Here is an 11,745-nt window from a genome sequence, read left to right as displayed (position 1 = left end):
ATATTTGATAGGCTCAAAGAGTCTCTAGCTGTTGTCCAGCCTATGACCGTTCCCGTTACAGTGCTCACTGGCTACTTGGGTGCCGGTAAAACCACACTCCTCAATCGCATTCTCACCCACGAACACGGCAAGAAGGTCGCTGTGATTGTCAACGAGTTTGGCGAAGTGGGCATTGATCATCAACTGGTGGTCAATACCGATGAAGAAATTTTCGAGATGAATAATGGCTGCATTTGCTGTACGGTGCGCGGCGACTTGATTCGCATTATTGGCAACCTGATGAAGCGGCGGCACAAGTTTGATCACCTTGTTATTGAAACCACGGGGCTTGCCGATCCCGCACCCGTCATTCAAACCTTCTTCATGGATGAGGACATCCGCAGCCAAACTCACCTAGATGCCGTGATTACCGTGGTGGATGCCAAGCACATTCACTACCACTGGCAAGCGGACGAAGCCCAAGAGCAAATTGCCTTTGCCGATGTGATTTTGCTCAATAAAACGGACTTGGTAAGCGAAGCAGACCTCGCCCAGTTGCGCGATCGCATTCATGCCATGAACCCCTTGGCCAAAGTGTATTGCACCCAGCAGGCCGCCATCCCCATGGAGCACATCCTCGATGTGGGGGGCTTTGACCTTGAGCGGGCCCTCGAACTCGACCCAGACTTTCTTGGCGAAGATCACCATGAACACGATGAATCTGTTGGTTCTGTGGCCATTGTTGCTGAGGGCAAATTGGATGGCGCTAAGCTGCAAACGTGGCTGAGCCAGTTGCTGCAAACCCAAGGCCCCGATATTTTCCGCATGAAGGGGATTTTGCACCTCGCGGAGCAGCCCCAGCCCTTTGTTTTTCAGGGGGTGCATATGCTCTTTGATGGTCGTCCCCTCGATCGCCCCCTTGGCCATCAGCGCAATGAACTCATCTTTATTGGCCGCAACCTTGATGAAAGCCAACTGCGCCAAGCCTTTAGAGCCTGTCTTGTTTAGAAGCTAAACGTAGTGCGGATCAGCCCTTGGAAAATGGGGCTATTGGTGGCGCTATTGTTGGCATTGGTGATTGCCATAAACACAGGCGTGATTGTGATATTATCACTGAGGGGATAGCGGAAAAAGAGTTCATAGTTGGTTTGGGTGGCATCATTGATCCCGGATGCTGATGCCAACGAGTTAATAAAGGGCTGACCCACCGCCGCTGCTAGCAATGATCCTTCCGCCAACAAGTCCCGATAGGCCAAACCCGCCATCCATGTTTGCGCGGTGGTGTTTACTTGGCCACCAGCGGGAAGGACAAAGACCCCCGGATCCACAGTAAAGGGCCCCAAGCCATTAATCGTTGCTCCATCGCCATAGAGTTTCATATCGGAGTAGGCATAGCGGCCAAAGAGGCCAAACTTACCGAGGGTGAGTTCCACATTGACACCGCCGGCATTCTGGGAAATATTCAGGGTTGAGGAGTTGGTATATTGCAGGCGCACCGCAAAGTTGTTCCGTTCATTGGCACCAAAGGCACGGGCAAACTCCAGTTCCACGGTTCCCTGATAGGGATCGCCAAAAAGACCTCCTCCCGTAGGGATACCCGTCGGTGCTCCTGCTGCAGCGGCCACATAAACACCGCGCAGTGTGAAGAATCCGCCTCCCGGATTCCATTCAATACTGACACCCGCCCCACCGGGATCATTGACGGCATAGGGCACAATCAGCGGGTTGTTGATAAAGAAATTGGAACTAAAATCCCTGAAAGAATCGTTGGCGTAGCTATTGGTATCCACAATATCACTGGGATAAAATTGCGGCCCAACGCCGATGGTCAAATCTTTTGTGGGCTTGAAGCTATAGAACAGTCGAGATAATTCCACATTTGCGCCAACACCACTGTAATCGGCAGCGCCACCGGCAATCAAGCCGTTAGTACCAATCCCCGTTGCCCCAAACGTATCTAACCCGTTGTTACCCACTTCGAGGGTCGTGGTCAGTAAATCCGTACCGCGAAAACTGGTATTGAGGTTAATCTCCACCTTGCTAATCACCGTCGGATTGTAGCTGCCCCCAGTGAACGTATTCCCAGAGACGGGGTCAACGACTTGGCGAGTATTGCCACCGGCTTGAAAGGCCATCACGGCATCCACAGAGAGCTTGGTGGTTGTTGAAAATTGCGTGGCCTCCAGAGTAGCAGTACGGGCTTCGAGGTTGTCCACCCGTCCGCGTAGGGTCGCTAGTTCAGCGGCAAATTCCTCAGAGAGCCGTTGCAAAGTGGCTAAATCTTCCTTGGTGGCAAAGCGATCGCTCACAACATCGAGGCAGGCATTCAAGGCAGCAGCCATCTCAAACCGTGTTAGGGCACGGTTGCCCCGAAAGGTGCCATCGGGATAGCCGGCAATACAGCCGTATTTTTCGACAAGGGAAGCAAGGGCTTGATAGGCCCAATCGGTGGGGCGCACATCAGACAGTTGGGAGACAGAGGTCACCTGTCCCATGCTGGCACCAGCGGACATCTGAGGTTCAGCAACAGCGGCTGGACTGAGTAGTGCAAGGTGAATGGCACCCACCATGACCGTTGTTAGGGATTTTTCCATCACTGACCTCCTTACCTCACACCAAGACACTGCCCCGGGAATTCACCAAGGCTAAATGAGAATGATAACGATTATTATTCTATTTTCTCGGCCTGTCAACCGAAGCCACGCTCAAGTTAGCATTGGGGTTATCGCTTTGCCTATCTCCCCCCGCCGCATCATGGGTGCCCTTCCCCAGCAACGTTGGCTCTTGCCACCAATTGATCCCGAGTCTTGTGACGCCTTGAGGCAGGCCTTGGGTTGTCCCGCATCACTGGCGGAAATTTATCTGCGGCGGGGTCTCACGACTCCCACAGCCGTCCGGGCGTTTCTTGAACCCGAAACCCTAGAGCTACCGCCTCCCAATACCGTCTTTCCTGACCTTGATTTAGCGGTGGAATTGTTGCAACGGGCGATCGCCCGCGGTGACAAAATGACCATTTGTGGCGATTACGATGCCGATGGCATGACCAGCACTGCCCTTCTATTGCGTGCGCTGCGCCATCTAGGCGCCGACATTGACTATGAAATTCCCTCGCGGATGCAGGAAGGCTACGGCATCAATGAGCGGATTGTTCAAGACTGCTACGAGCGCGGTGTGAAACTGATTCTCACGGTGGACAACGGCATTGCTGCCCACCAGCCCATTCTCAAGGCACGGGAACTGGGACTGACGGTGATCGTGACGGATCACCACGATGTACCGGAGCAACTGCCCCCTGCCCATGCCATTCTCAATCCAAAACTGGTGCCGCCAGCATCCCCCTACCATACCCTCGCTGGGGTGGGAATGGCCTATACCCTTGCTCTGTCCCTAGCACAGCGACTGGGCAACTGGCGCGAACTGGTGCGACCCTTGCGAGAACTGTGTACCTTGGGCACGATTGCGGATCTGGCGCCCTTGACGGGAGTGAATCGCCGCTGGGTCAAGCAGGGGTTGCAAACAATTCCCACCTCTTCTCTTGTGGGGGTGCAAGCGCTGATGCGGGTGGCGGGTTGTTTGCCTGCTCAGGATGCTGCTCTCAAGCCGACGGTGGTGGGGTTTCGCTTGGGGCCGCGCATCAATGCCATTGGCCGCATTGGCGATCCCCAAGTGGTAATTGACCTGCTGACCACAGAAGATCCGCAGCGTGCTCTGGAATTGGCCACCCTCTGCGAGGCAACGAACCACCGCCGTCAGGAACTCTGTGCTGAAATTGAGAGACAGGCGATCGCCCACCTTGAAGAGACGGGCTTTGATCCCCAACAGGAGTGGGTCTTAGTGATCGTCCAGCCCGACTGGCACCATGGGGTCATTGGCATTGTTGCCTCGCGGCTTGTGGAGCGCTACGGCGTACCGGTGTTTATTGGCACCTATGAAGATGAGACAACCATTCGCGGCTCAATTCGCAGTATTCCCGAATTCCATGTCTTTGAAGCCCTTGAAGCGACCAAGGATCTGCTCTTGAAATATGGCGGTCATAGGGCAGCCGGGGGGTTTAGCCTACGGGCAGAGCATTTAGCGACTTGGCGCGATCGCCTGCGAGCCTTTGCCCAAACCTGTCTCAAACCAGAGGATCTGCGTCCCCTTGTTACCCTTGATGCCGAAGTCTCCTTTGAGCAGCTGACGTGGGACTTTTACGCCCAAGTGGAGCAACTGCAACCCTTTGGCAGTGAGAATCCGCAGCCAATTTTCTGTAGTCGCGGGGTCAAGATTCTCGAACAAGCACCCATGGGTCAGCAGCGGGAACATCTGCAACTCACCCTAGAGCAGAATGGGCGGCAGATGACCGCTAAGGCTTGGCGCTGGGGACAATTTTTTCCGTTGCCCACCACGGTCGATATTGCCTATCACCTCACAGCCCACACTTGGAATGGCGAAACCCAGTTGGAACTCGAACTCAAGGGGGTCAAACTCTCACTGGCGTGGTACGTCCCTAATCCGCCCAGTCACCCGCTTCCCCATTGGCAACCCCTACCGCCTTTGACAACCCTCCTGCCGCAGTTGCGGGACAATGTCTTGCTCTATGGCTATGGCCGCCCTGAGGTCCCCCCAAACTTAACCACGGCAATCATTCACTACGATCGCCCCCGCGATCGCTGTCGCACCCTCATTCTCTGGTCACTGCCGCCCTCTGCTACCCATTTGCGTTGGCTCTTGGCCATTGCCCAACCAGAAATGGTCTATGTAGGGTGCCAACGACCGGCGATCGCTCCTCTGACAACCCTCATCCTTTCAATTCAAAATGACCTTAAAGAACAGACTACGGTGAATCTTTTAGCCTTGAGTCAAACCTATTGGATTGCCCCCTGTACGCTTGTAGCGATCCTGCGCCATTTGGGCTATGGCTGCGAAGGATTTGCCCCCACCCTGAGCATTACCGCCGAACTGACACGATTGCAACGCTGGTATCAGCTGCAAGCCAAGGATTTGGCACGGCTAGCGCAAAGGTGGGGGACTTCCTAAGTCTTGAATAAAGAAATCGCCTACAAATTGCCGCGACGCACAGCCAATAGGAAGATAATTGCCGGCCCTGCAATGCCAATCATGGCAATCATGGTCAGTTGGGCAATCACCTCAAAGTTGATATTGCTAAGAAATTCAATAATGCCATTGAAAATTCCCATAGGTTCTCCCGAGCAATCAGCGGTTATCAGTTCGTGATTTTATTGTAGAGCAGGGGGGAGCACTCGCAGCATTTGGTTAATGAGGGCTTGAGCGTTCTTCTCTTATCCCTAAGCTAAACTGTAGGAGCAGAATTCTCGGAATATCGGTCGGTGATGGGCGTGGACAAACTAGCGGCCTTACGGGATCTCATTGGCGAACTCGATCGAGCCTTGATTGCCTACTCTGGTGGTATTGATAGTACGCTCGTGGCCAAGGTGGCTCAGGATGTCTTGGGCGATCGCGCAGTGGCGGTCACGGCGGTGTCTCCCTCATTATTTCCAGCGGATCTAGAGGATGCGCGTATTCAGGCAGCGACCATTGGCATTCGCCATGAGCTGATTGAAACCCATGAACTGGAGAACCCCAACTACGCCACTAACCCCGTCAATCGCTGCTACTTTTGCAAAAGTGAACTCCACGATCGCCTGCGGGAACTGGCTCAGGCGTGGGGCTATGACTATATTCTTGATGGCGTGAATGCCGATGATCTTCAAGACTATCGCCCCGGCATTGCTGCGGCCAAAGAGCGGGGGGTGCGATCGCCCCTTGCCGAGGTGGGGATTGGTAAACTCGAGGTGCGCGAAATTGCCAAATCCCTAGGGCTGCCGTGGTGGAATAAACCTGCCCAACCCTGTCTCAGTTCGCGTTTTCCCTACGGTGAGGAAATTACCCTTGCCAAGCTGCAACGGGTGGGCAATGCCGAATACTACCTGCGCAAGCAGGGCTGGGAACTGTGCCGCGTCCGCAGCCATGGCGATACGGCGCGCATTGAGGTGCCCCAAGAGCAGATTGCCCACTTTGTGACGATGACGGATCTGGAGAAGCTGGTAAACCACTTTCAGTCCCTTGGCTTTACCTATGTCACGTTGGATCTAGAGGGCTTTCGCAGTGGCAAACTCAACGCGGTGATTGGGCGCGATCGCTAACGCGGTTGTAGGGACTGAGACTCTGGAGAATTTCCCGGCCATAGCTGCGCTCCGTGAGCCGCCGATCCAAAATCGCCACCAGCGTTTCATCCTGACGCACAGGGGCAAGGGCACGATCCAGCACCGTCAAGCACTCTGGCAAGAGATACTGGCGAAACCAATCCTGTTTTTGCTGCTTGTGCCATTCAATGCGGGCACTTACCACCGCTTTTTCTGGCGAGGGCAAGGGCAACGTCGTTAAGACGAATAGCGCTGGGCAGGGCAACTGCGCCCCATGACGCAGCCAAAAGGTCTCCCCCGTCACTAAAATCGTGTTCGTGTCAAGGTTGGGGGTCTCCACCTGTACCCGTGAACCGTAGAGGGCAGCCAATTGGGTGGCCAACTGTTCCCGTAGGGGCACATCGCTGACAAGGATCACCGCCCGCCGATGGCCGATCGTGCCAATGAGATCGTAGAGACGCCGCAGGACGGCTGGGGCAAATTCTGGGGTGTTAGGGAGAGGTAAGTCTTCAGCAATTGAGAGCGTAATCGCTTCACTGTGGCGATCGCCAGCAAATTTAATCGTGGTTTGGGGAGGAATGCCCAATTCCTGTTGCACATAGGCCAAGGGCGGGTCAGTCTCCGGACCGCTACCGATCAGAACAAAGGGAGCTTGTGACCAAATGCCTTGAAAATAGGGACGCAAATTCAGGGGGTGCCCTTGAAGCGTAAAGTAGCCCACCGTCGGGTGGCGGCGTCCCCAAATTGCCGTGTCACTGCGGTTGAGGTATTCACGCAGTTGTGACCATTGGGGAGGCAACCCCTGCGGCCATTGATTGAGTAGCTCAAGGAGCGGTTGTTGTTCCGTTGGCGTCAGCAGGTAATCGCCATAGGGGTTGTGGGGCCGTTGCAAGAGATGCTGCACCAACTGGGCATAGACTTGGCGAATGGCATCAACTGCACCGGGAAGAGCCAGTTTCAAATGCTCCCAATCGCTGGTGGTAATGGTGCAGGTCATCTGCTGCTGGGCAATTTGGGGCAAGGCTTCAATGCCATCAATGATCGTGACAACGTTGGGATGGACGGTGGTGTGGCGACACCAGTCCTCGAGGCTCATTACAAGCACCCCCTCAAAGGCTGGCTGCGGGTACTGGCTATGCTGAATCGGTTTCGCAACCGCAAGGAAGGTGAGGAGTTCAGGAATTTTTTGGTGCAGTAGTCGTGTCAGTCGCTCTTGGGGGACGACAAGCAGGGCAGGTTCAGGATACAACAGCAGCGGCAGCAGATAACTCAGGCCATAGCGATGGTGCAACACTGCCCGCTGAGTGACTTGAAGTAAACACCCCCGCTGCAGCCGTAGGGCACGGGCAACCAGCCGCGCCAAGGTGAGATGGTGAGGCCACCGGCGATCGCCACTGCTGCGTAAAAATGCCCGTAATTGGCGGTGAACCTCTGCCTCAATCACAATCTGCTCGCTGTGGAACAACAATCCCCTATTGTGGCACGTTAGCCCTGATCCGGTCGTTGTTTGCATCGCTGTTCGAGGGCAGTGCGGGCTTCCTCGCGATCGTCGAAGTGAACTTTTTCAGTCCCCAGAATTTGGTAGTCCTCATGGCCTTTGCCGGCAATGATCACGCCATCACCCGGCGCTGCGCTCAGAATGGCTTGCAGAATCGCTTGACGGCGATCGGCCTCAACAATCAGCGGCGTTTGTGGTGGGATACCGGCTAGGATGTCATCAAGAATGCGGCGGGGATCCTCGGTGCGGGGATTGTCGGAGGTCACCACCACTTGATCCGCAAGGCGAGCGGCAATGGTTCCCATCTGGGGACGCTTGGTACGATCGCGATCGCCCCCACAGCCAAAGACACAGATCAGCTTACCGGGAATAAAGGGACGGGCAGCTTTTAACAAGTTCTCAAGGCTATCGGGGGTATGGGCATAATCCACAAGAACCGTAATCTCTTGGTCTGGGCTAATGCGCACCTGCTCCATCCGCCCCGGTACCCCCGCAAAGTCACGAATGGCCTTCAGCATCGATTCTAGGGGGAGTCCCACCGCTGCCCCCATGGCGATCGCGGCCAGCACATTGGCCACATTAAACTGTCCCACCAAAGGCGAGTCTAGGGTGCCGCTACCGATAGGGGTATGAACCGTGCCCGTCACGCCATTGACACGATAGGTGAGATGCTCAGCCCGAAAATCAGCATTCTCGCTGAGGCCATAGGTCCAGTAGCGATCGCGCGGCAACTGTTGAGCCAGTCGCTGGCCAAAGGGATCATCGCCATTAAGAATTGCTCGACCCTTGAGATAGTCAGCAGTAAAGAGCTTGGCCTTAGCGGCAAAATAGTCCTCCAGATCGCGGTGATAATCCAGATGATCTTGGGTCAAGTTGGTAAAAGCCGCCACCTCAAACTGACAGCCCCACACTCGATCCTGCGCCAAGGCATGGGAACTCACCTCCATGACCGCAAACCGACAGCCCGCTGCGACTGCTGCCGCTAATTGTTCCTGAAGGGTCACCGCAAAGGGCGTGGTATGACTGGCAATCTCACAGTGTCCCGGCCAACGACTATAGAGCGTGCCTAGGAGTGCCGTTGGGTAGCCCACACTGTTGAGGAGATGTTCCACCAAGTGGGTGGTGGTTGTTTTGCCGTTGGTACCCGTAACCCCTAGCAGGCTGAGATGCTGAGTGGGGTAATGATAAAAAGCAGCCGCGAGCCGACCACAGGCACGCTCAATATCGGGCACCACAATCACACAGGCATCTCCCTCACGGGGTTTGGCTTGCGGAGACACCACTGCCGCGATCGCCCCTGCCGCCAAGGCACTCGGCCAAAAATTGCCCCCGTCCACCCGCGTGCCGGGCATACCAATAAACAAAGAGCCACGCTGACACTCCCAAGAATTCGTACTCAGGGACTTCACCTCTTGATCGAGGGCAGGATGCTCAAAACTCGGCGTAATCGCTGCCGCTGTCAGGAGTTCCCGTAGGTTCATGGCTGTGCATCTCCAGTGATAGGCCGTTTAGGGTATTGTGGCACTACGGCACTCGCCGGTGAAAGATACGGAATTGAACGACCCCACTGTATGGATGAGGAATTCTGCGAGAGGAGATAAAGCCTAGGCACGTACCAGTTTGTGAAGTGTCTTGAGTTGCACTAAAAGCGCATGGACCCTAGCGGATTGGCGTAATTGCTCAACACAGCAGGTGACGGGAGTTATAGGCTGTCTCTCTGGCATCCTGTGACAATTTTTGTCCAAAGCTTGCCTTTTGTTAAAATTCCGATAATCTAGTTCATAAAAATCCAAATAACAAGATGTCATCAAGGTGTGGGTGTTGGGTGATGAGTGAGTGGCACAAAGTAGAGTGGAACATGGATGATCAAGAATGGCAAGCGATCGCCAATTCTCGCCGCCAGATTGAAACCTCTTGGCACAGGACAGTTTACCGCGTTCAGGTTCCCTCCAGAACCGCCTCGAAACCCTTAGACGCGATCACCATGCCAGCAGTTTCCCATCCGCGTTCGATTCAACCCATTGGCATTCAACCGTGGCAAGCCGAATTCACCAAAGAACGCTTTGCCTCCCGTTCGCGAATCCCCCTCAAACGGTCACAAGTGGAACTGCCGCAATTTGCTAGCCGTCGTTAGAGCACTCCTGTTTCTCTCAGCTTACGAGGTCTATAAATTATGTGTGGCATTGTTGGTTATATTGGCCCACAGCGAGCAGCCCAAGTCCTGCTTCAGGGGCTGCAAAAGCTGGAATATCGAGGCTATGATTCCGCTGGCATTGCCACACTCAATGAAGGCGAACTCCTCTGTGTGCGCGCCAAGGGCAAACTCCACAACTTGGCTGCAAAAGTTGAACAGCTTGACATTCTTGCCCATGTTGGCATTGGCCACACCCGTTGGGCGACCCACGGTAAACCAGAGGAACACAATGCCCACCCTCATCGCGACAGTCGCGATCGCCTAGCCGTGGTGCAAAATGGCATCATTGAAAACTACCGTGAACTGCGGGAGCAACTCCAAGCGCGGGGGCACATTTTCCGCTCCGAGACCGATACAGAAGTCATTCCCCACCTGATTGCCGAAGCGTTGCCTGAGACCCCCACCGCCAATGGCCTCCTAGCAGCAGTACGCCAAGCGGTTCATCAACTGGAAGGGGCGTTTGCGATCGCCGTTATTTGTGCGGATTATCCCGATGAATTGATCGTGGCCCGGCAGCAAGCCCCTCTTGTCATTGGCTTTGGCCAAGGGGAATTCTTCTGCGCCTCCGATACCCCAGCGATCATTCCCTATACCCGTGCTGTATTGCCGCTGGAAAATGGCGAACTGGCTCGGTTGACGCCCACAGGGGTTGAAGTCTATGACTTTGCGGGACATCGCCTACGCAAAACCCCTCGCACCCTCAACTGGAACCCCGTCATGGTGGAAAAGCAGGGCTTTAAGCACTACATGCTTAAGGAAATCTATGAGCAGCCGGGGGTGGTGCGCACCTGTTTAGAGGACTATTTGCGAGCCGATTGGGATGAGAACAGTTCCTGTAGCCCGGTGCAGTTGCACCTAGACCCCAGCCTCCTCGAAAATCTGCAGCACATTCAAATTGTTGCCTGTGGCACCAGTTGGCACGCTGGCCTTGTGGGCAAATATCTTCTTGAGCAAATCGCCCAGATTCCCACCAGTGTGCAATATGCCTCAGAGTTTCGCTACGCGCCGCCGCCCCTACTACCCCATACCCTCACCATTGGTGTCACCCAGTCTGGGGAAACAGCCGACACCCTTGCCGCCCTAGAGATGGAGCTAAAACGCCGCCAAGGACTCGAGGGTGCTCTCCAACCTCGTTTGCTGGGGATTACCAATCGCCCGGAAAGCAGTCTAGGGCATCTGGTGCCCCACATTATTGATACCCGTGCCGGCATTGAAATTGGTGTAGCCGCCACAAAAACATTCGTTGCCCAGTTGATGGCCTTCTATCTGCTGACCTTGGAGTTGGCATGGCAGCGGCAGTCTTGCGATCGCTCCCGCTTGGCGGAACTCGTCACTGGCTTGCGCCAATTGCCTGCCCAGATGGAGCAAATCTTAGAGAGCCAAGAACGCTATATTGAAGGTCTCTCCCATGACTTTTCCGAGACCCAAGACTTTATCTTTTTGGGACGGGGCATCAACTTTCCCATTGCCCTCGAAGGTGCCCTCAAACTCAAGGAAATTAGCTATATCCATGCTGAGGGGTATCCTGCGGGTGAGATGAAACATGGCCCGATCGCCCTGCTCGATGCCAAAGTACCGGTGGTCACGATCGCCATGCCTGGCAGTGTCTTTGAGAAAGTCCTCTCCAATGCCCAAGAAGCCCGTGCCCGCGATGCCCGCCTCATTGGTGTTACCCCCCTTGACGAAGCCGAAGCCCAGCACACCTTCGATAACCTTTTACCTGTACCCGAGGTCGATGAGCTTCTCTCCCCGATCCTGACGGTGATCCCCCTGCAACTGTTGGCGTATCACATTGCTGCTCGCCGTGGCTTAGATGTCGATCAACCCCGCAACCTCGCCAAGTCAGTAACTGTTGAATAACCTTAGTATTGCACCGACGGCAATGTCAATAACTAATAAAAGACCACCTAGCAAAACTTGTGGTCTTG

Annotated in this window: 9 protein-coding genes; 5 read left to right on the top strand and 4 right to left on the bottom strand. The window is 54.8% G+C overall.

The features are described from left to right. The first annotated feature begins 42 nt into the window (after positions 1-42). On the top strand, positions 43-987 hold the full coding sequence (locus M0646_RS07860; protein WP_286625227.1) for a GTP-binding protein: 945 nt from the start codon (positions 43-45) through the stop codon (positions 985-987). On the opposite strand, the gene M0646_RS07855 is transcribed toward M0646_RS07860, so the two are convergent. Continuing rightward, positions 984-2,573: an iron uptake porin gene (locus M0646_RS07855; RefSeq protein WP_286625226.1), complete on the bottom strand. Its 1,590-nt coding sequence runs from the start codon at positions 2,571-2,573 to the stop codon at positions 984-986. The genes M0646_RS07860 and M0646_RS07855 overlap by 4 nt on opposite strands. Before the next feature lie 136 nt (positions 2,574-2,709). On the opposite strand from M0646_RS07855, the gene recJ reads away from it, so the two are divergent. Next, positions 2,710-4,998 carry a single-stranded-DNA-specific exonuclease RecJ gene (recJ, locus tag M0646_RS07850; RefSeq protein WP_286649485.1) on the top strand — a complete coding sequence of 763 codons (2,289 nt, stop codon included), beginning with the start codon at positions 2,710-2,712 and terminating at the stop codon, positions 4,996-4,998. Between the two features lie 20 nt (positions 4,999-5,018). Here the strand turns inward: recJ and psb30 are convergent, their stop codons facing one another. Then, positions 5,019-5,159: a photosystem II reaction center protein Ycf12/Psb30 gene (gene psb30 / locus M0646_RS07845; RefSeq protein WP_149819710.1), complete on the bottom strand. Its 141-nt coding sequence runs from the start codon at positions 5,157-5,159 to the stop codon at positions 5,019-5,021. Between the two features lie 153 nt (positions 5,160-5,312). On the opposite strand from psb30, the gene larE reads away from it, so the two are divergent. Next, positions 5,313-6,125, top strand: a complete 813-nt coding sequence (gene larE, locus M0646_RS07840) for an ATP-dependent sacrificial sulfur transferase LarE (protein ID WP_190278327.1) — start codon at positions 5,313-5,315, stop codon at positions 6,123-6,125. On the opposite strand, the gene M0646_RS07835 is transcribed toward larE, so the two are convergent. Beyond that, positions 6,097-7,638, bottom strand: coding sequence for a helicase C-terminal domain-containing protein (locus M0646_RS07835; protein WP_286649484.1), 1,542 nt, complete (start codon positions 7,636-7,638; stop codon positions 6,097-6,099). The two genes, larE and M0646_RS07835, sit on opposite strands and share 29 nt — an antisense overlap. Further along, positions 7,611-9,104 carry a UDP-N-acetylmuramoyl-L-alanyl-D-glutamate--2,6-diaminopimelate ligase gene (locus M0646_RS07830; protein WP_286649483.1) on the bottom strand — a complete coding sequence of 498 codons (1,494 nt, stop codon included), beginning with the start codon at positions 9,102-9,104 and terminating at the stop codon, positions 7,611-7,613. The genes M0646_RS07835 and M0646_RS07830 overlap by 28 nt, the downstream gene beginning before the upstream one ends. A 347-nt stretch (positions 9,105-9,451) precedes the next feature. Between M0646_RS07830 and M0646_RS07825 the strand changes: the two genes are divergently transcribed. Then, complete coding sequence (locus tag M0646_RS07825; RefSeq protein WP_286625221.1) at positions 9,452-9,757, top strand: hypothetical protein; 306 nt, start codon at positions 9,452-9,454, stop codon at positions 9,755-9,757. A 39-nt stretch (positions 9,758-9,796) separates the two neighbouring features. Beyond that, the gene (gene glmS / locus M0646_RS07820; protein ID WP_286625220.1) at positions 9,797-11,677 is read left to right on the top strand and encodes a glutamine--fructose-6-phosphate transaminase (isomerizing); all 1,881 of its coding nucleotides are present in this window, start codon (positions 9,797-9,799) and stop codon (positions 11,675-11,677) included. Positions 11,678-11,745: the final 68 nt, after the last annotated feature.

Source organism: Thermosynechococcus sp. B3, from assembly GCF_030323045.1.
Lineage (GTDB): Bacteria > Cyanobacteriota > Cyanobacteriia > Thermosynechococcales > Thermosynechococcaceae > Thermosynechococcus.
Note: the sequence above shows the minus strand (reverse complement) of the source record. Positions and strands in the feature narration are given on the sequence as shown.

Coding starts and splice junctions, on each gene's coding strand:
- M0646_RS07860 (WP_286625227.1), top strand. CDS start 43: ATGACCGTTCCCGTTACAGTGCTCACTGGCTACTTGGGTGCCGGTAAA.
- M0646_RS07855 (WP_286625226.1), bottom strand. CDS start 2,573: ATGGAAAAATCCCTAACAACGGTCATGGTGGGTGCCATTCACCTTGCA.
- psb30 (WP_149819710.1), bottom strand. CDS start 5,159: ATGGGAATTTTCAATGGCATTATTGAATTTCTTAGCAATATCAACTTT.
- larE (WP_190278327.1), top strand. CDS start 5,313: ATGGGCGTGGACAAACTAGCGGCCTTACGGGATCTCATTGGCGAACTC.
- M0646_RS07835 (WP_286649484.1), bottom strand. CDS start 7,638: ATGCAAACAACGACCGGATCAGGGCTAACGTGCCACAATAGGGGATTG.
- M0646_RS07830 (WP_286649483.1), bottom strand. CDS start 9,104: ATGAACCTACGGGAACTCCTGACAGCGGCAGCGATTACGCCGAGTTTT.
- M0646_RS07825 (WP_286625221.1), top strand. CDS start 9,452: ATGAGTGAGTGGCACAAAGTAGAGTGGAACATGGATGATCAAGAATGG.
- glmS (WP_286625220.1), top strand. CDS start 9,797: ATGTGTGGCATTGTTGGTTATATTGGCCCACAGCGAGCAGCCCAAGTC.